Raw genomic sequence first — 23,111 nt, forward strand, 5'->3', positions numbered from 1 at the left:
TATCATAGGTTATCAAGCGAGGCATCAATCTCTGCCGCGTGGCGAGATGCATACGTCAATTCATAGGTACAAAGATTATCAATTTCCTGATTTACTATCGTAATCGGGTGTTTTTTGCAAATTTTCATCACTTCATTCATCTGCGCATAGGTGAACTGAATGCTACGTATTTTCATCGGCTCTTTCTCATAAATCTCCGCCTGATCTAGCGCATCGACTGCCCCTTCTTTATAGGCTTGAATGAGTCCAGGTACGCCTAGAAGAGTACCACCGAAATAACGAACCACAGCCACCAGTACATAATGCAGATTTTGAGAAAGAATAATATTCAAAATGGGCTTCCCCGCACTTCCGGATGGTTCTCCGTCGTCATTAGATCGCGCTTCCTCTGGGGTAAATCCGAGGCGATAGGCATAACAAATGTGGCGAGCTTTCGGATGTGCTTCTCTCAAGGAAGCTAGATGGCTTTTGATTTCTTCCAAATCTTTCACCGGATATGCCCAACTGATGAATTTACTTCCTTTATCTTTGTAAAGTCCTTCAGCTGGTTTTGCGATCGTGAGATAGGAGTCGGGTATCAATGACATAAGGATAAATTTAGGCTAAGCGATGCACAATAACTATTATTTTCTGCGGATTTTATCAGGGCAATTACGTCAGATATTGATGTATGCGCGCTTAAAACAGTGTTTTTCGCAGGAGAAGGATGAATTAGTTTTGGGTTTTGAACGCCAAAACGGCGATGATTTCTACATCAAATGCTCCCTCGGTCCCCAGTTTTCTAGTCTTCAATTCCCCGATTCTTTCCACCGAGCCGGCCGAAATTCCATCGACCTGTTCTCTGATTTACTATTAGCCGAAGTCCAAGAAGTGGAGATGTATGAAAATGAACGCGCCTTCGGGATTCATTTTTTAGGAAATTATGTGCTTGTATTTAAGCTTTTTGGGAATCGGGCAAACTTGATTTTGTATCGCGATGGAGAATACGATTCGCAATTTCAAAAACGACTCAAGAAAGACGATGAGCTGGATTTAAATTCCATCTCGCGTTCCATCGATCAAAGTTTTGAGGCCTTGCAGGCGGCTGATGGGGAATATTTCCCGCTCTTTCCCACGCTAGGTAAAGAAGGGCAAGCTTGGCTTGCAGCGCAAGGATATGAAAACCTATACCTGAAAGACCGTTGGGCTCTATTGCAACGAATGCTTCAAATCCTAGATGAAGGGAATTTTTACGTGGTTTCCACACCTAAAGGCATTGGTTTTACCTTATTTTCGCCCACTTCTGAGCCGCTTTTTCAAACAACGGATCCCATTGCCGCCTTGAATCAATTCTATGTGCTGCATTATTCGGTAGGGGAATTCACTCGGGAGAAAAGACAAATACAGGAGGGCTTGGAACGTAATTTGGCGAAATCTCAACTCTATCTGCAAGAGTTAGAAAAACAAAAGGTGATACGCGAAACCAATGTTCCCTTTGAAGAAATAGGTAATATTTTGATGGCTTTTTTACATCTGATTCCGGAGGGTGAAAGCAAAGTAGTCTTAGACGATTTTTACCGAAATCAACCCATCACGATTAAGTTAAACTCTACTTTAAGTCCAGCAGCTAACGCAGAGAATTATTACCGAAAGGGAAAGAATTTCTCCAAAGAACTAGTTCATTGGGAAGAAAATATTGCGCGAAAGCAGCAGGAAATCGCTGAAATACAGCAAAGAATTGCCTCATTGGAATCCGTAGAAACTCGGAAGGGCTTGAAACCTTTTTTAGCCTTAGCCACCGATAAAAAATCCACTGAGGAACTGCCTTTTAAACAGTTTGAGATCGAAGGATGGGTGATTTGGGTAGGGAAGAATGCGAAGAATAATGATCTCTTAACGCTGAAATATGCGAAGAAACAGGATATTTGGTTGCACGCAAGAGACGTTTCGGGGTCTCATGTGATCGTACGAAATCCTCAAAACAAAACCGTTCCCGCCTTTGTCATCGAAAAGGCAGCAAGTCTAGCGGCTTATTTCTCCAAAAGACAGACCGAATCCCTTTGTCCTGTCATCGTCACCTCTAAAAAATACGTTCGCAAAACCAAAGATTTACTACCCGGAATGGTCATTGTGGACCGAGAGGAAGAAGTGGTTTTAGTGAAACCGGAGCTTTGGAATTAGTACAATTCCGATAAAAAGGTTAATTTAGTCAATTCAAGACCTTAATTAACATTAAAACTCTATGCAATCAAACGGTTTACAAACACTCGACTACCTCGTATTTCTCTTTTATTTCGTGGTAGTAGCTGGTTACGGCTATTGGATTTACAACAAGAAAAAATCCGAATTATCTGATTCAAATGACTTCTTCTTAGCGGAAGGTTCATTAACTTGGTGGGCGATTGGTGCGTCATTAATCGCTTCTAACATCTCAGCAGAGCAATTTATCGGAATGTCCGGCAATGGTTTTAGACTCGGTCTAGCCATCGCTACCTACGAATGGATGGCGGCAGCTACACTCTTAATTGTGGCGATCTTCTTTATGCCTATCTATTTGAAGAATAAAATCTTCACGATGCCTCAATTCTTATCGCAACGTTACTCTCCTACAGTTAGTTTAATCATGGCCGTTTTCTGGTTAATGTTATACGTAGCGGTGAATTTGACATCTATTTTGTATTTAGGAGCCCTAGCGGTAACAACTATTTCTGGTATTGATTTCACCGTTTGTATGATCGGTATGTCCGTATTTGCGGTTATTATCACCTTGGGTGGTATGAAAGTAATTGGATTTACAGACGTTATTCAGGTATTCTTCTTGATTTTAGGGGGATTAGCAACGACGTATTTGGCCCTACAAATGGTGTCAGATCACTTCGGTGGAGAAGGTGTAATGAGCGGTTTAAATCATTTGATGACCAAAGCACCAGAGCATTTCCACATGATTTTAAACAAGGATAATGCGAATTATCCCTCTCTTCCAGGCCTTACCGTGTTAATCGGTGGTATGTGGATTATCAATTTGAACTACTGGGGATGTAACCAATACATCACGCAACGTGCCTTGGGAGCAGATCTTCCTACAGCGCGTAACGGGATTTTGTTCGCGGCATTCTTAAAGATGTTAATGCCTATCATCGTGGTTTTACCAGGTATCGCTGCGTATTTATTGCACAAGGATGGCATGTTCCAACAAGAGATGATGAAGGACGGTGTCTTGAATCAAGATAGTGCTTACCCTGTTTTATTGAACCTATTGCCAGCAGGCTTGAAAGGCCTATCTTTTGCCGCTCTAACGGCAGCAGTTGTAGCTTCTATGGCGGGTAAAGCGAATTCTATTTCTACCATTTTCACCTTAGATATCTACAAGAAATACATCAACACGAACGCGACAGAGAAACAATTAGTTTCGATCGGTCGTATTGCGGTGGTAGCAGCCATGGTGTTAGCGATTGCGATTGCTCCATTTATGGGTATCGACAAAAAAGGTGGTTTTGAATTCATTCAAGAGTACACAGGATATGTTTCTCCAGGTATTTTCGCCTTGTTTATCCTAGGTTTCTTCTGGAAAAGAACAACTTCAAATGCCGCTTTATTTGCGCTAATTGGAGGGGTAACGTTCTCGATTTTGTCTAAATATATTCCTACTTGGACAGGCGTTAATGACTGTATGTTCTACACAGCCTTCTTAGATGGCGACGTGTACATGATTCCATTTATGGACCGGATGGGATGGGTATTCATCTTCTGTGTGGTTTCAATGGTGCTTATCTCATTAGCTGATCCAGAAAGTAAGAACAATCCTAAGGGATTAGAGATTGATGCCAAAATGTTCAAACTCGAGCCTTCCTTCATTTTAGGAACGGTCGTGGTTGTGATGGGGATTATAGCGTTGTATACGTATTTTTGGTAAAATTTTCAGGTAAGTGTTTTAAAATTGTGCTGCGCAATAATTTTGTAAACCCTTACCTGAAAATTTTCCTGAAGACTTTTTGACTAAATCGCGAAGCGATGACTAAGCCGTAGGCGACTAAGTTGCATAGCAATGACTACAAAAAAAGGGATCGAATTTCGATCCCTTTTTTTGTAGTGGGCAGTAGACAGTCGACAGTAATCAGTAGTCAGTCCGGAGTCAACTTACTGCTGAATTCATCGCCGCAGGCGATTCCACCTTTATGCTTTGTGCTCTATTCTTTATGCTTTAAATCTATACTCTCTACTCTATAATCTATACTCTACATTGGAGCGTTATAAAGGAGCTTCGCTACTTTATAACGCTCTAATGTTTTACAATGCTCCGCTGATAATCGAATCCACCACACCCGGATCTAACAACGTAGACGTATCTCCCAAGTTAGAAGTATCGCCTTCCGCCACTTTGCGAAGAATACGGCGCATGATTTTGCCGGAACGCGTTTTAGGTAGGCCTGTCACGAATTGAATCTTGTCAGGTTTGGCAATAGGCCCAATCACACGAGTGACGGTCGCTAAGATATCTTTGCGGGTCAAATCATCATTGATGGTCGGGTGTTCGCAGATAACATAGGCATAGATTCCTTGCCCTTTGATATCGTGCGGATAGCCTACGACAGCGGATTCAATGACACCCGTGTGCATATTGATGGCATTTTCAACTTCGGCTGTTCCGATTCGGTGGCCAGAGATGTTCATGACATCATCTACACGTCCTGTAATGCGGTAGTATCCATCTTCGTCGCGCATACATCCATCTCCAGTGAAGTATAAACCTGGGTAGGTGGAGAAGTAAGTCGATTTGCAACGCTCGTGATCGCCATACGTGGTGCGAATAATCGATGGCCACGGGTATTTGATACATAAATTACCATTTACGCCATTTCCGGTAATTTCTTTGCCATTCTCATCCACTAGGATAGGTTGAACACCTGGTAAAGGTAACGTCGCAAAAGCTGGTTTTAAAGGAGTAATACCGGCGATAGGGGAGATCATCAGTCCACCCGTTTCGGTTTGCCACCAGGTATCGACGATAGGACAGTTGCCGTGACCTACTTTGTCATTATACCAATGCCATGCTTCTTCGTTTAACGGTTCTCCCACGGATCCTAAAACACGTAAAGAGCTTAAGTCTTTGCCTTCGATGTGTTCATCGCCAAAACCCATTAACGAACGAATCGCTGTAGGGGCTGTGTAGAAGATGTTAACGGAATGTCTTTTGATGATATCCCAAAAGCGTCCAGCATCTGGGTAGGTAGGAATTCCTTCGAAAAGAACGGATTTCGCTCCATTTAATAAGGGTCCATAAACTAAATAGGAGTGACCCGTAATCCAGCCAATGTCTGCGGTACAGAAGAAGACTTCTCCGGGCTTATATTGGAATACATTCGCGAAGGTATAGGCGGTGTAGACCATATAGCCACCACAGGTATGGACAACGCCTTTAGGTTTACCAGTGGATCCAGAGGTGTATAAAATAAACAAAGGATCTTCTGCATTCATCGCTTCAGCAGGACAATCTGCAGAAGCTTCGTTTTCTTCTTGCTCCCACCAAAGGTCACGTCCGCCTATCATCGAAACAGGCGTTTTGGTGCGTGTTTTCACGATTACCTTTTCTACCGATGGACACGTTACTAAGGCATCGTCCACCGTTTCTTTCATCGGAATGGACTTGTTACCCCGAACGGCTCCGTCCGTAGTGACCACGACTTTACATTCTGAATCATTGATGCGATCCGCAATGGATTGAGCTGAAAATCCGCCAAAAACAACCGAGTGGATAGCTCCGATTCGAGCACAAGCTAAAACGGCGATAGCTAGTTCTGGAATCATGGGCATGTAAATGCAAACACGATCCCCTTTCACCACGCCTTGGTTTTTCAGCACATTACTGAACTTACACACTCTCGCGTGTAATTCGCGGTAGGTTAAGGTGATGGCCTCATCGCCGGGTTCGTTAGGTTCGTAGATGATGGCTGCTTGATCTGGGATCGTTTTTAAATGACGATCTAGTGCATTGGCGGTGATGTTCATTTGGCCATCCTCAAACCATTTGACCGAATAATCATCAAAATTCCAGTCTAACACTTTCGTGAATGGTTTGATCCAATCAAATTGATTTGCGATGCCTGCCCAAAATTTTTCAGGCTCTCGCACGCTTAATTCATACGTTTTCTGGTAATCTGCTAGGCTCGTAATTCTCATCATTATATAGTATCAAATTCTCCCTGAAGGGCATAAAAGCCAAAAAGGCTCATTCCAATTGAAATAAGGGGTGCTAAAACAAAGGTGTAAATAATGGCAGGGACGAGGTCGTTCCCACCTTTGGCCCACAATGGAACCGCTTGAAAATAGATCAAATAAATGCCTGCACCGATTCCTAGACCGATCCAAACTATCCCTAAAATGCGTTTAATAAGGTTCATTAGGCTGCTTTTTTAGCTGATTTGATATATATAATTCCTATGACTACGCAGACGCTGATTAAAGCGATAGGGTAGTTTAATCCCTCCAAATAAGGTTTTTGCACGACTCCCGCCGTTTGTGCATTCGAAACTAAAAAGGTCGCAATGGCTGGCATTAATCCACCAAAAACACCATTTCCAATGTGATAAGGCAAAGACATCGAGGTATATCGAATTTTGGTAGGGAACATTTCTACTAAAAAGGCGGCGATGGGACCATAGGCCATCGTCACGAAAGAAATCAAGAAAAATACATAGCCGACTAAAGTCCACTGGTCTTTCTCGTTTATTTTAATGCTAATCTTAGATTCCGTTTTATCCGGTGAAACTTCCGTAATGACATTTTTATACGAACTTCCATCCGTGTATTCTTTTGTAATAGTCGTCGTTTTACCTTTTAATGTCATCTTTTCTGAACCCGGAACTACCGTTTTATTCGTCACATCCACTGTTTTGTACATTTGATCAAAAATGGGGCGATAGGACAAAACGGCTATAATCATCCCCGCCATCATAATGCCTTTGCGACCTATTTTGTCGGATAATGCACCAAAAATCACGAATAAAGGTGTTCCTAACAAAAGCCCAATGACTAAAATGGTATTCGTTTGAATATCATCCAGATTACAGATTTTTAAGAGGAAAGTTTGAGCATAAAACTGGCCCGTGTACCAAACCAAACCTTGTCCCATGGTAGCCCCGAAAAGGGCTAAGAGAACATATTTCAGGTTTAGTTTATTGCCAAAAGATTCTTTCAAGGGGTTTTTGCTAATATTTCCCTCTGCTTTGGCCTTAGCAAACATAGGAGACTCCTCCATGTTTTTACGGATTAACAGCGAGACGAGCACCATTAGAATAGAAACCAGAAAGGGAATTCTCCAGCCAAAGTCATCGAATGCTTCTTTGCTCATAGATGATCTAGTGGCCATAATAACGGCCAAGGAAATAACTAGACCTAGTGTGGCAGTTGTTTGAATCCAAGAGGTGAAAAATCCACGTCTTTCTGCGGGCGCGTGTTCCGCCACATAAGTTGCGGCTCCACCATATTCTCCTCCTAAAGCAAGTCCTTGTAAAAGACGTAGCGTTAACACTAAAATAGGGGCCCAAGCTCCGATAGTGGCATAAGAGGGGATTAAACCAATCGCAAAAGTGGCGCCTCCCATTAACATCAGGGTGACCATAAAGGTATATTTACGACCTATCAAATCGCCCAATCGTCCGAATACTAAGGCTCCAAATGGTCTCACCACAAAACCGGCGGCAAAAGTTGCTAAGGTGTTTAAAAAGGCGGCGGTGGGATTATCAGTTGGAAAGAATTTGGTCGATAAAACCGTAGCTAGGCTGCCAAAAATATAGAAATCATACCACTCAATTAAGGTACCGACAGACGACGCACTAATGATATAGGCGAGGCTTTGTTTTTTGGTTGTCATTAGTATTAAATAGGTTGTAGCAAATCTATCATTTTCTCCCTAATTCTGCTAAATTTGAGCTAAAATTCTTGCTTATGTATACCGAAACGCAACGTTTCACTCAGTGGTGGCTATGGCTGATACTAATAGGTGTTTGGTCTTCGATGGTTTATTCCATCGTTACTGCACCACCGCAAACGGATAGCGCAGTTTATGTGTCGTTTGGAATCGGAATTTTGTTGCCTTTGCTGTTTTGGCAAATGAAATTAACAACTCGCATTACCGAAGAGGGCATCTATGTGCGTTTTTTCCCCTTCCATTTTAAAGAGAAATTCTTTGCTTGGGATACGCTTTCTGCTTCCTATGTAAGAACCTATAGCCCTTTGATGGAATATGGTGGCTGGGGAATCAAATACAGCTTTAAGGGAAATGGTTTAGTCTATAACACGGCTGGAAACGTGGGTTTACAGCTCTATTTTAAAGAGGGAGACCCTGTCTTAATTGGTACCCAAAAAGGGGAGGAGATCAAGCAGGTTTTAGCGGCATTAGGTCAATTAAACGAATCTGTGAAATAAAAGGCGTACCTTTGCGCCACATTATGAGGATGTTTGTTATTATTTCATTGCTCATAACACATCTTTATACAGTCATATGTCATTTGAATCATTGCACCTCATTGAGCCTATTTTAAAGGCGCTCAAAGAAGAGGGTTATACCAATCCTACCCCTATTCAAGCCCAATCAATCCCTATTGTCCTTCGTGGCACAGATTTATTAGGTTGCGCCCAAACGGGTACGGGTAAAACAGCAGCGTTTACGTTGCCCATTATACAACTTTTGGAAGAGAACAAATCGTTCCAAAAAAATAAGAAAATCCGCGCCTTAATCGTAACGCCCACACGGGAGTTAGCGATTCAGATTGGTGAAAGTTTTAGAGCGTATGCGCGTCATACGGACTTGAAATATGCGGTTATTTTTGGAGGAGTGGGCCAAAGTCCCCAAGTCTCAGCCATCCGCAGCGGTGCTGATGTGGTGATTGCGACGCCTGGACGTCTTTTGGACCTCATGAACCAACGCCTTTTATCGATCGCAGATGTGGAATATTTCGTCTTAGATGAGGCGGATCGCATGCTCGATATGGGTTTCATTCACGACGTGAAGAAATTATTAGCGGCCTTGCCACACAAACGCCAGTCGTTATTCTTCTCAGCAACGATGCCACCAGAAATCGTGAAACTAGCGGGAAGTATTTTGAAAAACCCGGCTTCTGTTTCCGTTACACCGGTTTCCTCTACCGTTGAGATCATTAATCAGTCAGTCTATTTCGTAGACAAAGGAAATAAGAACGATCTTTTGCTTGATATCTTACAAGATACGTCGATTAAAACAGCCCTAGTCTTCACCCGTACTAAACACGGCGCGGACAAAGTGGTTAAAATGCTTTTAAAGGCTAGCATCAAGGCTGAAGCGATTCACGGGAATAAGTCCCAAAACGCCCGCCAAACAGCGCTGAAAAACTTCAAAGCACAAACAACGCGTGTTCTTGTTGCTACCGACATCGCCGCTCGTGGTATTGATATCGACGAATTAGAATTTGTCATTAATTACGAATTATCCAACATCGCTGAAACCTACGTTCACCGTATCGGTCGTACCGGTCGTGCAGGTGCGAAAGGGGCTGCGATTTCGTTTTGCGATATCGAGGAGAAAGCGTATTTGAAAGACATCGAGAAATTAATTGGGAAGAAGATTCCAGTAGTGGAAGCGCATAAATACCCAATGAAAGTCTTGCACGTGGAGAAAGCGGCCAAAAAACCGCAAGGTCAATCGCGTAATGGCGGTGGTTCTCGTCCGGGTGCTCCAGCAGCTGCAGCTAAAGATGCCAAGCCAGCTCGTTCTTTCGATAAGGCAAGTTCTGGCCGTAAATGGTACGGAAAGAAAAATACCTATTGATTTTGAAAAAATCGAATAAACTATTGCTCGTCATCGTAGGTCCCACGGCAGTGGGTAAAACCGCGCTTTGTGTGGATTTAGCGAAGCACCTACAGACGGACATTATTTCGGCGGACTCCCGTCAATTTTACCGCGAACTTTCCATCGGAACAGCAAAGCCATCTGCAGAGGAGCAGGGTGGGGTAACCCACCATTTTGTCGATTCACATTCGGTGGAGGACTATTTCTCTCCGGGTGATTTTGAGCGGGAATCGATGAAGTTATTAACGAAACTCTTCAAAAAGCACGATGTTGTAGTCGCTACTGGCGGCTCCGGATTATACTTGAAAGCTTTGATGGAGGGTTTGGATGTGATGCCAGAAGCTGATTTAGCCTTGCGCGAAACGCTGAATGGCCGTTTGGAAAAAGAGGGTCTTTGGGCCTTGTTTACTGAATTGAAGCAATTAGATCCCATTTATGCAGCTCAGGTGGATGCCAAAAACCCGCAGCGCGTCGTTCGGGCCCTTGAAGTCTGTCTTTCTACGGGAAAACCTTATTCGGAGTTTCGTTTAGCTCAAAAACCAGCCAGACCTTTCCAAGTCATCAAGATTTGTTTAGAACGTTCTAGGGAAGAATTATATACACGAATTGATCAACGGATGGACCAAATGCTAGCTGCTGGTTTAGTAGCAGAAGCACGTGCATTCGAGGATAAGCAACATTTGTATGCTTTGAAGACCTTAGGCTATAAAGAAGTCTATGCGTTTTTACGGGGTGAATACGATGAAGAGGAAATGGTTCGCTTGCTAAAGCGTAATAATCGTCATTATGCTAAGAAACAGATGACTTGGTTCAGAAACCAAGACGAGTTTACCTATTTGCATCCATCGAAAGCCTTCGTGGAAATTTTGAAACAATTAGAGGCTTAAATAGGCTTCGAGACCTCCTTCGAGGTGGTCGATGTGCGTGAAGCCTTTGGCCTTGAGTAAACGCATCGCAATCAAACTCTGCGTCCCATTATAGCAAATAATCACCCAGTTTTTCTCTTTTGAAATTTCATCGATGCGCTCCAAAAGCGTATCCAATGAAACGTGAAAACCTCCTAGATTAAAGTCATCCCATTCTCTGGGAGTCCGTATATCTAGGAGGTTTACATGGGTTAATGCTTGCTTGAATTGCGTCGCATTCATATTAGTAGCCAGCTGCTTGCCAGGCCATCATTCCGCCTAACACATTGCGCACATTCGAATAGCCTTCTGCTATCAAATAGTCTTTTGCACGTCCAGAACGAGCTCCAGAGCGGCAATGGATTAAAATTTCTTCGTTTTTCAGATGAGCAATTTCCTCTAAGCGATCAGGCAATTCACCTAATGGGATCAAAGTCGCCCCAATGTTGAACTCATCAAATTCATACTCTTCGCGCACATCGAACAAGTTCAGTTTTTCACCTTTGTCCATTCGCTCTTTTAATTCTTCAATTGTAATATCCATCTTATTCGTTATTTCCGTCACCTACTACCCAAACATCAATCGTATCTCCTGGATGAATACTCGTTCCATCACAAGTCGCACAAGTTTGTTTAAATATGGTTCCTGCTGTTAAATCACTATTTGCCTCGTAAGTCACGTGGCCTAATTTTAAATTCATCCCTGCTAAAATAATCGACACCTCATCTAAAGGCTTCCCAATCAAATCTGGTAATTCAATCTCCGCATCAGCTGTCCCATTTCCAATATACAAATCCACTTCAGTGCCTTTAGGAATACTACTCCCTGCTGTCATTTTACGTCCCAAAGCTTGCATGTCAATCACCTCTTTCAACCGGGGATCGTTTACCTGGTGCACAATCCCTTTTTTCAATCCAGCGATAATTAATTGTTGCTCCGCACTTCGAACCGATAAGCCAATTAAATTAGGCATTCTGATAGTAGGAGGCGTTTCAGAATTGATCGTAATGTAGATTTTACGTCCTGATTTTACCAAGGCATTCGGTAAGGGATATTGTGATAAGATGGTCAAAGGGGGCTTGTCTGCCACAAAAGTGCAATCCGATATTTCAAATTCTAGATTATTCGCATCGACTGATTCCTCCATCTTATCCATCGACAGACCCTTCAAATTAGGGACTTTAATGGTCTCTCCATGGTGCGTGCTCCAAGGTAAATACACAAAAAAGAAACCAAAAAACAGCACTAAGAATAACGTCACTAAGATCGCGACGTGCAGGTAGAAGTCCTTTTTTGATTTAGTTGAAATGATTGCCATAGAGCGATTAATCTAATATGGTGCAAGATAATAAAATCATTATAGAATTGGATTCAAAATGCAGAAATTGTGCTGCGCAATAATTTCTTGCATTTTAACCCAATTCCATTATTCATTTTCTTCCTCTCTCTACTCTATTATCTATTCTCTCTAATCAAAATTTTACGTAACAAAAAAGGGGCTTGCGCCCCCATTTTGTTTACTGACTACTGTCAACTGGCTACTGTCCACTGGCTACTGACCACTGTCCACTGGCTACTGACCACTGACTACTGTCAACTGGCTACTGTCTAGTACTTAAACACCTTATCTCCCGCCATTACCTCTTGCGTTTTCTCATCGAAAGTAACGCGTTGTCCCGTGCGGTAAGCCGCATTAGACATGATGGTTGCGATTGAATGTTGGTAACCCGCTTCGATAGGAGCGTTAGGTGTTTTGCGAGAACGAACACATTCCATCCAGTTTTTCACGTGGTTGAATGTTAGGATATCTCCACCTGTATCTGCGTCTGTTGCTACTTTAGCACCTTCAATTTTCATCGTTGGTAATAAGTTCGCTTGAAGGCCCATTGCTTTGGCCTCGCGTTCACGAAGACCTCCATTAGGAGAAATAGTGTTAGTGTCAAGGTTTAATTCACCGCCGTTAGAGTAGTAAATTTCCTTTGTGCCGCCTGCTGAATTAGAGAAGCGAGAGGTGAATTGAACTTGGAAACCTTTATCAGCTTTTCCGTAGTCGAAAACAACCGTCATCGTGTCCGCGTTTACGCGGCCATCATTCCATTGGTAAATTCCACCGTTAGCCACCACTGAATTAGGGTGTGATAAGCCGGAGAACCAGTGCACGGTGTCGATTTGGTGCGACATCCATTGACCTGGGATTCCTGATGAATAAGGCCAGAAAAGGCGGTATTCTAAGTATTTACGTGGATCGAATTTGTCTGCTGGGCGGTTCATTAAGAAACGTTTCCAGTCGATATCTGATTCTTTTAAGATGCTCGTTAATTCTGGGCGTCTCCAGCGACCTGGTTGATTGACGTTCCACATCAATTCTACCATTTTGATATCGCCAAATTTACCTGACTTGATAAATTCATCCGCTGCCCAGTAGTTCTCACCTGAACGACGTTGTGAACCGATTTGGACGATTTTATTAGAATCTTTTACCGCCTTTAAAACCGCACGGTTATCCTCCATCGTTTCAGCTAAGGGCTTTTCTGTGTAGGCATCGCAACCCGCTTTTACAGCCTCGATGGTATGTAAAGCGTGTTGGAAGTCCGCTGTGGAGATGAAAACGGCATCGATTCCTTTGGCAGAATACAATTCCTCATTATTTCTATAGGTCTGAATAGATCCGCCTAATTCTTTCTCTAAAAAGGCTTTTCCTTCATCTCTACGGCGATTCCAAAGATCTGACAATGCGACCATTTCGAAGTTCATTCCTTTGGCCAAAGCCTTAAAAGGAGGCACATGAGACGCCCGGTGTCGGTCAGAGAAACCCACGCAAGCCACGCGAACGCGGTCATTTGCTCCTAGGATCTTGCTGTACGATTTTGGGCTAAAAGCTAAAGTGCCTAGAGAAGCTAGGGCACCTTTGTGTAAAAATTCTCTTCTTTCCATTAGATAGGTTATTTAATTTCTCTGATTTTGATGTTTTTATAGAATACGGAATCCCCGTGTTCTTGGAAAAGGATTGGACCGGAATCTTGTGCTCCAAATCCATCCCACACTTTATGCTTGCTATGTGCCACTAACACTTTAAAGATATTACTCTTGCGCTCGTATTCAATCACTTTAAAGCCATTCAACCAGTGTTGAACGATGTTATTCGGGTATACAATGATGCGTCCTTGATTCCATTCGCCTATTTTCTTTTGGAAACGACCATCGATTTTGTTCGCTGGAATGATGTCGTATAAACTCGCTAACGTGCGATTTCCTACGGTTCCTAGTTTCGCATCTGGGTGTTTTGCGTCGTCTAACACTTGGTATTCTAAGCCGATCGCTGACATACCAGAATTATACGATTCATTCACGAAATACTTCACACCTGAATTAGCGCCCTCTGTTAATTTGAAATCAAATGTTAATTCGAAAGCGGAGAACTTGTCATTCGTTAAGATATCACCGCCATTGCCTGATTCCTTGCCACCAGAGCTATTCACGTGAAGCGTACCGTCTTCCACTGTCCAAACCGATGGAGGAGCCGTCGTCTTAAACGCTGAGCGGAAGCCTGTTAAGTCTTTTCCGTTGAATAATAGACGGAAACCTTGTGCTTGCTCTTGTGGAGACAGATTGTTTAACATATAATTGTCTACGACTACGTTTTTGTCCAAAGGACGTGGTTGCATCTCTTTTCCCGTTTGAATACGGATATTTTTCCACATCACTTGCATGCCCGGTTTCATCTCTCCATAAATAGCGTGTACTTGGAAGGCGATAAATCCTTTCGCCGTCATATCATCCACTAAATAAGTCACAGGATAATCGTTAATCCACGTGCGGATCGTGCTTCCGATTGCCTCGATGCGGTAGTGGTTCCAAACATCCCCTAATTTAAAGGCCTTCTTCGCCTCTGGTTTTAGTTCGTTTTGGGCTAACCAGCCACGGCGTGATTCATCATAAATTCCGCCTGACCAACCTCTTGTCGAAGGGTCGATTTCAGCTTGGTATCCGTGAACGCGGCCATTTTGGTATTCTGGGATGGATAAACTTCTGAATTGAACCCCTGAGTTCATTTTGTTGTCTACTTTGACATCGAACTCCAAGATAAAATCACCGTATTCCTGCTCCGTGGCCATGAAGGAGTTTGGTGTATTCGCTACGGTAGTTCCCACCATCACGCCATCCATTACTTCATATTTCGCTTGTCCATTGAGTTGTTTGAAACCTTTGAAGGTTTTACCGTCGAATAGGTTGGTCCATTTTTGAGCTTGCACCTGAAACGATCCGATCGCTAAAAACAAGCTTAAAAAGGGTATAATCAATTTTTTCATAGTTGTTTTTTGTTTTCTTTACAAGGCTTAGTTCTACGAAATTTACTCAATTATCTTAAAATAATTTAGTTTCTGTAGGGGGTGAAATCAGGTCAGGAAAATAGTCAGGAAGGGAAAGCATTTTTACTAAGTATTCTATTATTTTTGTAGATTAATAATTGATGACTATGCAAAAACAGACCAAAGCCATTCGTATTCAAGCGGAAAGATCTCAAAACAGAGAACATTCAGTGCCTTTATACTTGACCTCTAGTTTCACTTTCGATGATGCGGAGCAGGGTAGAGCGATATTCGCGGACGAAATGGCGGGTAATATCTACTCTCGCTACATGAATCCGAATGTGGATGAGTTCGTAGAAAAGATGAATATGCTAGAGAATGCGGAGGATGGCATTGCTTTTTCTACTGGGATGGCGGCGATTTTTGCTTCGATGGCTGGTCTATTGAAAGCGGGAGATCACGTGGTCGCTTCTAATGCTTTGTTTGGTTCTTGTATTCAGATTTTGACGAAGATTACGGCCAAATGGGGTATCGAATGTACGTTCGTTCCAGGTGCAGATATCAATGCGTGGAAAGCAGCCATTAAGCCTAATACGAAATTTTTATTCTGTGAATCTCCTTCTAACCCGGGTTTAGAGCTGATAGATTTGAAAGAATTAGCGGCTTTGAAAGAGGGTAGAGACTTGATTTTAGCAGTAGATAACTGTTTTGCAACACCTATTCTACAAACGCCGTTGGACTTGGGCGCTGATTTAGTCATTCACTCAGCAACTAAATACATTGATGGTCAAGGACGCGTTTTAGGTGGTGTCATCTGTGGAAAGAAAGTGTATATTGACGAGATTCGATTCTTTGCACGTCACACAGGCCCCTCTTTGTCTCCCTTTAATGCTTGGATTTTATCGAAGAGTTTGGAATTGTTGGATTTAAGAATGCAAAAGCATTCAGAGAATGCAATGGCATTGGCGGAAGCTTTGGAAGGACATCAAGCCTTAAATAATGTAAAATACCCTTATTTAAAATCGCATCCTCAATATGAATTAGCGAAACGCCAAATGAAGTACGGTGGGGGGATTTTAACCCTAGATATTAAAGGGGGATTTGAAAAAGTAGTAGCCTTCAGTAAGTTGTTAAAAATTGCCTCTATTTCACCTAATTTAGGGGATTCGCGCACGATTATAACGCATCCAGCGTCCACTACCCATTCAAAATTGCCCGCAGAAGAAAAAGCGGCCCTGGGAATTACGGATGGTTTAGTTCGCGTAGCCGTGGGTTTAGAGTCGATTGAGGATTTAAAAGCAGATTTCTTACAAGCCTTAAATCAGATAAACTAATGTGGATTGCTCTGATCGTTTGTTTGCTTTTGTTAACCGTAAATGTCGTGATAGGCGTTTATGTGGAGCGGAAGCTATCTGCATTTATGCAGGATCGATTAGGGCCCATGGAGGTGGGTAAATGGGGTTTGTTGCAGGTTTTTGCGGACTTGTTGAAGTTATTCCAAAAGGAAGATATCGTCCCCGAAAACGCCCAAAAACGTTTGTTTCTTTTCGCCCCTTGGATCATTTTTTTGTCAGTTTTTGGTGCCTTTGCGGTCATTCCGTTGAGTTCGGGTACTTTCTTACAAGGAAGCCAAACAGAGATGGGCTTAATGCTCTTGATGGGTATTGTTTCCTTAGATAGTTTGGGAATTTTATTAGCGGGATGGACTTCGAATAATAAGTATTCCTTATTAGGCGCAATTCGCTCTGCGGCTCAATTAGTCTCCTATGAGATCCCTTTGGGATTATCACTTTTATGTATCGTATTAATTTCAGGCTCCTTGAATTTGCAGGAGATTTCTCTACAACAGGGGATATTCTCTGCTGAACCACAATACTTATTCGGTTTAAAAGGTTTAGGGATTGATGTAACACAGGCAGGTGGTTTCTTGAGCTGGAATGTGGTGCGGATGCCATTGTTTTTCTTCTTGTTCATTATTTATTTCATCGCCTCTTTGGCAGAAGCGAATCGGGCACCATTTGATATTCCAGAGGCTGAATCAGAATTAGTAGGTGGTTTTCATACCGAATATGCTGGAATGCGCTGGGCACTTTTATTCTTGTCAGAGTATGGAATGATGCTTTTAGTGAGCGTTTTAGGTGTGATTTTGTTCTGGGGATCATGGTATTCTCCATTGCCTAATATCGGTTCTGTTCGCTTAGCAGATTGGACGAATGGAGAGCCGGGTACTATTTCTGCCACTTTGATTGGCTTTGTTTGGCTGATGTTGAAGTCCTATGTCTTAATTGCCCTCCAAATGTGGATTCGCTGGACTTTACCTCGACTTCGAGTAGATCAGTTGATGTATTTATGCTGGAAAGTGTTAACCCCCTTTGCCCTGATTTTCGTCGCAATATCTGCCCTTTGGTCGCTACTCATGTAAGGAATCTCCTTTATATTTTGTTTATTTACAAAATTGCTTCTGTTAACCTATCTTATATGATCAAACTCTTACCCAGAGTCTTTTGCTTAGGACTTCTATTTGTCCTTTCGTATCAAAGCATTGCACAAACCACCTCGCTTCCGGCCATTTTTGGTAAAGTAATCGACGCTTCAACAGGCGAGCCTTTAAAAGGGGCTGATATTTCCGTTGATTTTAAAAAATCAGGCGTTACAACGGATACTTCTGGAAACTACAAAGTCCACGTACCCTACGGTGAGTGGGTAATAAAAGTGAGTTATGTAGGTTATAATCCGTATCGCACGAAAATCTATATTAAGGCGAATACGGAATTAAATGTGCAGCTAAATAACGTAACCAAACAATTAGAAGAGGTTATTGTCTCTAGCGCAGCCACTAAGCGAGATATTCAAACACCCTCCTTAGGTGTAACAGTACTTAGTTTAAAAGGGATTAAGAAATTGCCTACGATGATGGGCGAGGTCGACGTGATTCGTAGTTTACAATCCCTTCCTGGCGTTTCTTCCGTAGGTGAGGGTGCTAATGGTTTGAATATTCGGGGTTCTAATGTGGACCAAAACTTGATTTACATCGATGATACGCCCATTTTTAACCCAACCCACATGTTCGGGTTATTTTCGGTTTTTGCTTCTGATGCCATTCGTGATTTAGAATTATACAAAGGAGGGGTTCCCTCTCGTTTTGGTGGACGTGCAGCTTCTGTTTTAGATATCAAGATGATCGAACCCAATACGGACAAATTTAAGATGCAAGGAGGAATTGGATTGATTTCGAACCGTGTGATGGCCGAGATACCGATTATTAAAGAAAAATTATCTGTTTTAGTTGCAGGCCGTTTATCCGTCAATGACTTTATGTTCAAATGGTTTGCACCGGATTATTTAAAGAATTTACGTGCGAATTTCTCTGATGTAGCGACGAAGATTTATTACCGTCCTAATACAAAGAATACGATTTCGTTATCCTCTTATTTGAGCCATGATTATTACCGGGTCGATTCCTTATTCAGTATCGAAAATGTGGTGGCTAAACAGACCTCCTTTAATTATGGACACACGAATTTTGCAGCGCATTGGAATCATTATTTCTCACCTAAGTTGAATATGATGGTGAGCGGCTCGTTAACCGATTATTCCACTAAAACCTTTGCACCTGATTCCGTTAATACGATCGATTTAAAAAGTTCGATCTTATACCGAAACCTAACGACTAGCTTTGATTACCAGCCGAAGGAAAATCATAAAATGAACTTTGGCATTACGGCGACTCGCTATGATATTAATCCGGGTACCTTAAATGAAGGTGTGGTGTCACGTGTTTCCACCGTAAAAATTCCAGACGAGCAGTCTTACGAATTAGCTTTATTTGCGGATGATGAATGGACAGTAAGTCCTAAATTTACATTGCAAGCCGGTTTACGGTATTCCCACTATTACCGGATGGGTGCAGGATCTGAAAATGTCTATGCTCCAGGGCAGATGCCTTCATTAAATACCGTGTTACGGAAAAATACGTACGCGGACGGAGAAGTCATGGCCTCCTATGGTGGTTTTGAGCCTCGTGTCACGATGAAATATTCTTTGGCAGAAAATACTACGATGAAATTTGGGTATAATCGTCAGCAACAGTTTTTTCAATTATTATCGAATAATACGACGCCTTTGCCTACCTCCCGCTGGAAAACGGCAGATAATTTTATCAAGCCTCAACAGAGTGATTTCTTTTCTTTAGGTTTGTTTAAAACCTTTAATGAAAACGTATTTGAAGCTTCATTAGAAACCTATTACCGAGATGTGGCGAATACTTTAGACTTCGTGTCAGGGGCTAATTTGCAATTAAACCCGAACATAGAAACGCAGTTGATTTCTGGTAAAAGTAAAGCCTACGGAATGGAATTAATGGTGCAAAAGAAGAAAGGAGAGGTTTCAGGTTGGGTTTCTTATACGTATGCAAGAGCATTCAATCAAATGATAGGTGAATTTCCGGAGGTACAGGCAATAAATGGGGGAGAGTGGTTTGCGACGAATTACGATAAGCCTCACACCCTTAATATGATGTTAAATATTCAACCTACGACGCACCATAGTTTCTCTTTCACTTTTGCCTATAATACAGGACGTCCATTTTCGTCTCCTTCAGGATCATATGAGATTGGAGGGAAAAAGTTTCCCGTGTTTGCCGAGCGTAATAATGACCGAGTGCGTGATTACCACCGTTTAGATTTCTCCTGGACCATCAATAATCCATCGATGAAAAAGCAACGTTGGGAAGGAAGCTGGGTATTTACTATTTACAACTTGTATGGACGTCAAAACCCTTACTCTGTCTTTTTTAAATCAACAAAAGCGGGTTTGAGAGCGTATGAACTCAGTGTATTTGCCTCTCCGTTTATCTCGTTAACTTATAATTTTAAATTCTTATAATCATGCCTCAATTATATAAAAGCAGTCTTTTTTATACCATTTTAGTGGGCTTAATCGCATGGGCATGTGTGAATCCGATTACGGATTTCGTTCAAGTAGATTCGACCTCTTTCACCACAATAGAAGCAGATATTTCAGATGACGCAGCCTTAAGTAAAGTGCGTTTAACGAGCTCATCTAATCGACTTACTTCCCAATTTTCTCTTCCTATTTCGAAGGCGACCGTTTCTGTGACAGACCAAAACGGAGTCAAAACGACCTTTACAGAGGGTATTCCTACAGGCACTTACTATCCTAGTGCAGGTTTTAAAGGTGCAGTAGGATCATCCTATAAATTGGCTGTTAAATTACTCACGGGTCAAACGTATGAAAGTGCAGTAGAAACGATGAAGGCCGTGCCAGAAATTGAAAATCTAATCACTCGTTTTGAGACCTTAGAACAATATCCTAAAGTCGATGTCAGACGTGCGGGATTCTCCGTTTACTTGGATTTTAAAGATTTCCAAAGTGAGGGAGACTTTTACCTTTGGAACTGGAAACACTTTGAAAAAATTAGACTATGCGCTACCTGCACCGATGGTGGCCGTTATGATTTCAAGAAGTTAGATTGCGTGCAACCTCGTTTTCCTACGGATGCCATTTTGAATTATATGTGTGATGGTAATTGCTGGGACATCTCTACAAACAATGATTTGAATGTTTTCTCAGATGTTCTAACGAATGGCCAAAGAGTCGTAGGTCGTCAAGTAGCCAGAATTCCATTCGATAACTGGACCCCTTATTATTTCCGTTTGGAACAACGCTCTATTACCCGAAGTGCCTTTGATTTTTATCAATCACTTATTTCTCAAATTCAGTCTTCTGGTTCTTTATTTGATGTACCTGCTGAAACGCGTTTTAGTTTAAATATCAAATCCCTAACGAATCCAGCAGAGAAAGTGATTGGTATATTCAATGTATTCTCCGTGCGTAAAAAAATATTTATTGTCGATCGCTCTAAGAATATTCCGATAGGGGAGTTGCCTATCATTCCTATAATTCCAGGAGAAACCTATGCTTGTCCTCCAGGATCGGTGGGTTGTCAAGATAAGGTTCCTTGCATCGAATCGAATACACGGACAAAAATTACCCCAGAAGGTTGGGTATTCTAGTTTTTTAGGCACAAATTTGTGCTTTAATTCAAACTATGATAGGTGTTTTATTAGTTAATCTGGGAACTCCAGATGATCCGGGTACCCCAAGTGTACGCAAGTATTTACGGGAGTTTTTAATGGATGGTCGTGTCATTGACATTCCGTATCCATTCCGATACTTATTAGTGAATGGGATAATTGCCCCTTTCAGAGCACCCCAATCTGCGAAAATATATAAAGAGCTGTGGGAAGAGCGCGGTTCTCCCTTGAAGTTTTACGGGGAAGACGTTTGCGCGTCTTTGACCGAAAAACTAGGTGATGGATACATGGTTCGCTTAGCCATGCGTTACCAAAGTCCGGATTTAAAGTCAGTTATGTCAGAAATGCAAACCGCAAATCTGAAGAAATTAATTGTCATCCCTTTCTTTCCGCAATACGCCTCAGCTACCACCGGTTCCGTTTATGAGCGCGTGATGGAAATTATGTCTGATTGGCAAATTATGCCATCTCTTTCGATGGTGAGCTATTTTTACCAGCATCCTATTTTTGCCAAATACTTCGCTGATAAAGCTGCGAACTACCAAAAAGACGTAGACTTCGATTATTATTTATTCTCTTATCACGGAGTTCCAGAACGCCATATCCGCAAGGGAGATATCACGAAGAATACCTGTGTTTTTGGCACTTGTTGTGAAACGATCACAGAAAAAAACCACAGTTGCTACCGGGCCCAATGCCACGAGACTACTCGTCTAATCGCTGCAGAAATGGGATTGAAACCAGGAACTTTTGGGACAGCTTTTCAAAGCCGCTTAGGTCGTGACCCTTGGTTACAACCTTATACGGATGAGACGATTAAAAAGTTAGTTAAAGAAGGTAAGAAGAAGATTTTAGCCTTCTCTCCAGCTTTCGTGGCGGATTGTTTAGAAACCACGATTGAAGTGGGTGAGGAGTATAAGGAACTATTTGAGGAAGCTGGTGGAGAGCATTGGCAGTTAGTAGAAAGTTTAAATAATTCTCCGGAATACGTGGCGCTTTTAGAGGACCTTGTAAAGAATTCATAAGATGTTAGCACTGGTTTTAACGGTTGTTTTCTCTGTTTTGCTCCTAGTGAATTTTCGTGCCCACGCAAAATTTAATATCGATACACGCATTGCCATTTTATTAAACTATCCCGTTTGTTTTCTAACCGGCTATTTTCATCAAATGGATGCGATCCCCTTTCATTGGCCTTCTGCAGGTTATACTTTGGGGATTTTGGGCATTGGAATTGGCTTTGTGATTACATTCTTATTATCAGGCTATTCGACCGTTAAAAATGGAATGGCGCCCACGTCTCTAGCGAATAACATCTCCTTAGTGATTCCGGTGATGGTGAATCTTTTCATTTGGAAGACAGGTGGAGATTTGACTTTATCTGTAATTGCGGGCCTTCTTTTATCATTTGCAGCCATCTATTTCTGCAGTCCATCAGGTGCAGGTTCTATCATAAAGCCAGTTATTTGGGCTTTGGTCGCCGTTTTTGTGGCCTATGGAATCACAAATACAGCTTTTAATTATCTCAATGCGGCCATCGTTCAGCAAGTGGGTGGAAGTATTTCCTTTACCTTGATGCTTTTACTCGGTTCAATGGCTACTTCTGCGATTGTTTTGGTGTATTGGACGATCACTGGTGGGGTTACTTGGTCTCTAAGATCTGTTTTAGCAGCTATTCCTTTGGGTCTTCCTAATTTCTTCTCTTTCTACTTCTTGCTAAAAGCCTTAGATGCCTACCAACAAAATGGCGCGGTGGTTTTAACTATCTATAACCTAGGAGTAATACTGCTGAGTGCGGTTACGGCTTTGGTATTCTTCCGGGAAAAATTGACGAAGAAGCAGTGGTTGGGGATTGGGTTAGGGTGCGCTGGTATTGCGTTGATTATATTGTAATACACGAGAATTGTGCTGCGCAATAATTCTCTTATGTATTACAACATAATCAACTCTAATTTCTTCCTGAAGCTTTTAGTTTATGAAATGGTTCACACATCGTTGCGAAGCAACATTCACCTTTATTCTTTGTGCCTTTCCTTCGGA

Annotated in this window: 20 protein-coding genes; 11 read left to right on the top strand and 9 right to left on the bottom strand. The window is 42.1% G+C overall.

The features are described from left to right. Window positions 1-2: 2 nt before the first annotated feature. Window positions 3-587, bottom strand: a complete 585-nt coding sequence (locus G9X63_RS08800; protein WP_252622570.1) for an IMPACT family protein — start codon at window positions 585-587, stop codon at window positions 3-5. A gap of 22 nt (window positions 588-609) precedes the next feature. On the opposite strand from G9X63_RS08800, the gene G9X63_RS08805 reads away from it, so the two are divergent. Together G9X63_RS08805 and G9X63_RS08810 are read left to right on the top strand one after the other, a co-directional pair. After that, a complete protein-coding gene (locus G9X63_RS08805) occupies window positions 610-2,160 on the top strand; it encodes an NFACT RNA binding domain-containing protein (protein ID WP_252622572.1) in 1,551 nt (516 codons plus the stop codon). Window positions 2,161-2,221: 61 nt separating this feature from the next. Next, the gene (locus tag G9X63_RS08810; protein ID WP_130896249.1) at window positions 2,222-3,892 is read left to right on the top strand and encodes a sodium/sugar symporter; all 1,671 of its coding nucleotides are present in this window, start codon (window positions 2,222-2,224) and stop codon (window positions 3,890-3,892) included. 374 nt (window positions 3,893-4,266) lie between these two features. Here the strand turns inward: G9X63_RS08810 and acs are convergent, their stop codons facing one another. From acs to G9X63_RS08825, 3 genes are read right to left on the bottom strand one after another with little or no spacing between them, the layout of a single operon-like run. Beyond that, window positions 4,267-6,156, bottom strand: coding sequence for an acetate--CoA ligase (gene acs / locus G9X63_RS08815; protein WP_252624872.1), 1,890 nt, complete (start codon window positions 6,154-6,156; stop codon window positions 4,267-4,269). 2 nt (window positions 6,157-6,158) lie between these two features. Beyond that, window positions 6,159-6,377 (bottom strand): DUF6814 family protein, encoded by a 219-nt coding sequence (locus tag G9X63_RS08820; protein ID WP_252622574.1) that lies wholly within the window; start codon window positions 6,375-6,377, stop codon window positions 6,159-6,161. Beyond that, window positions 6,377-7,849 carry an MFS transporter gene (locus G9X63_RS08825; protein ID WP_252622576.1) on the bottom strand — a complete coding sequence of 491 codons (1,473 nt, stop codon included), beginning with the start codon at window positions 7,847-7,849 and terminating at the stop codon, window positions 6,377-6,379. Before G9X63_RS08825 ends, G9X63_RS08820 begins: the two co-directional genes overlap by 1 nt. A gap of 74 nt (window positions 7,850-7,923) precedes the next feature. Here G9X63_RS08825 and G9X63_RS08830 point away from each other — a divergent pair, with 74 nt between their 5' ends. The 3 genes from G9X63_RS08830 to miaA all read left to right on the top strand — a co-directional run bounded on the left by G9X63_RS08830 (window position 7,924) and on the right by miaA (window position 10,689). Beyond that, window positions 7,924-8,403 (top strand): hypothetical protein, encoded by a 480-nt coding sequence (locus tag G9X63_RS08830; protein WP_252622578.1) that lies wholly within the window; start codon window positions 7,924-7,926, stop codon window positions 8,401-8,403. Window positions 8,404-8,479: 76 nt separating this feature from the next. Next, window positions 8,480-9,781: a DEAD/DEAH box helicase gene (locus G9X63_RS08835; protein ID WP_130896258.1), complete on the top strand. Its 1,302-nt coding sequence runs from the start codon at window positions 8,480-8,482 to the stop codon at window positions 9,779-9,781. After that, window positions 9,754-10,689 (top strand): tRNA (adenosine(37)-N6)-dimethylallyltransferase MiaA, encoded by a 936-nt coding sequence (miaA, locus tag G9X63_RS08840; protein WP_252622580.1) that lies wholly within the window; start codon window positions 9,754-9,756, stop codon window positions 10,687-10,689. Before G9X63_RS08835 ends, miaA begins: the two co-directional genes overlap by 28 nt. Here miaA and G9X63_RS08845 read toward each other — a convergent pair. The 5 genes from G9X63_RS08845 to G9X63_RS08865 form a co-directional block, all read right to left on the bottom strand. After that, a complete protein-coding gene (locus tag G9X63_RS08845) occupies window positions 10,678-10,950 on the bottom strand; it encodes a rhodanese-like domain-containing protein (RefSeq protein WP_130896260.1) in 273 nt (90 codons plus the stop codon). The two genes, miaA and G9X63_RS08845, sit on opposite strands and share 12 nt — an antisense overlap. A 1-nt stretch (window position 10,951) precedes the next feature. Continuing rightward, entirely contained in the window at window positions 10,952-11,251 is a 300-nt protein-coding gene (locus G9X63_RS08850; RefSeq protein WP_252622582.1) for a rhodanese-like domain-containing protein, read from the bottom strand. 1 nt (window position 11,252) lies between these two features. Then, on the bottom strand, window positions 11,253-12,026 hold the full coding sequence (locus G9X63_RS08855) for a PASTA domain-containing protein (protein ID WP_130896262.1): 774 nt from the start codon (window positions 12,024-12,026) through the stop codon (window positions 11,253-11,255). Between the two features lie 290 nt (window positions 12,027-12,316). Next, the gene (locus tag G9X63_RS08860) at window positions 12,317-13,642 is read right to left on the bottom strand and encodes a Gfo/Idh/MocA family protein (protein ID WP_252622584.1); all 1,326 of its coding nucleotides are present in this window, start codon (window positions 13,640-13,642) and stop codon (window positions 12,317-12,319) included. A gap of 8 nt (window positions 13,643-13,650) precedes the next feature. Further along, window positions 13,651-15,018 carry a 3-keto-disaccharide hydrolase gene (locus G9X63_RS08865; protein ID WP_252622586.1) on the bottom strand — a complete coding sequence of 456 codons (1,368 nt, stop codon included), beginning with the start codon at window positions 15,016-15,018 and terminating at the stop codon, window positions 13,651-13,653. A 167-nt stretch (window positions 15,019-15,185) separates the two neighbouring features. On the opposite strand from G9X63_RS08865, the gene G9X63_RS08870 reads away from it, so the two are divergent. The 6 genes from G9X63_RS08870 to G9X63_RS08895 are packed head-to-tail and all read left to right on the top strand — an operon-like array spanning window position 15,186 to window position 22,964. Further along, window positions 15,186-16,352 carry a trans-sulfuration enzyme family protein gene (locus G9X63_RS08870; protein ID WP_130923897.1) on the top strand — a complete coding sequence of 389 codons (1,167 nt, stop codon included), beginning with the start codon at window positions 15,186-15,188 and terminating at the stop codon, window positions 16,350-16,352. Next, complete coding sequence (locus tag G9X63_RS08875) at window positions 16,352-17,440, top strand: complex I subunit 1/NuoH family protein (protein ID WP_252622588.1); 1,089 nt, start codon at window positions 16,352-16,354, stop codon at window positions 17,438-17,440. The genes G9X63_RS08870 and G9X63_RS08875 overlap by 1 nt, the downstream gene beginning before the upstream one ends. A gap of 56 nt (window positions 17,441-17,496) precedes the next feature. Beyond that, window positions 17,497-19,902, top strand: coding sequence for a TonB-dependent receptor (locus G9X63_RS08880; RefSeq protein WP_161566451.1), 2,406 nt, complete (start codon window positions 17,497-17,499; stop codon window positions 19,900-19,902). 2 nt (window positions 19,903-19,904) lie between these two features. After that, on the top strand, window positions 19,905-21,053 hold the full coding sequence (locus G9X63_RS08885) for a DUF4249 domain-containing protein (protein WP_130896268.1): 1,149 nt from the start codon (window positions 19,905-19,907) through the stop codon (window positions 21,051-21,053). Between the two features lie 35 nt (window positions 21,054-21,088). Continuing rightward, the gene (gene hemH, locus G9X63_RS08890; protein ID WP_130923894.1) at window positions 21,089-22,099 is read left to right on the top strand and encodes a ferrochelatase; all 1,011 of its coding nucleotides are present in this window, start codon (window positions 21,089-21,091) and stop codon (window positions 22,097-22,099) included. A gap of 1 nt (window position 22,100) precedes the next feature. Beyond that, window positions 22,101-22,964, top strand: a complete 864-nt coding sequence (locus G9X63_RS08895; protein WP_252622590.1) for a DMT family transporter — start codon at window positions 22,101-22,103, stop codon at window positions 22,962-22,964. The last annotated feature ends 147 nt before the right edge of the window (window positions 22,965-23,111 follow it).

It is taken from the genome of Aquirufa antheringensis, from assembly GCF_023921165.1.
In the GTDB taxonomy this organism is placed as follows: domain Bacteria; phylum Bacteroidota; class Bacteroidia; order Cytophagales; family Spirosomataceae; genus Aquirufa; species Aquirufa antheringensis.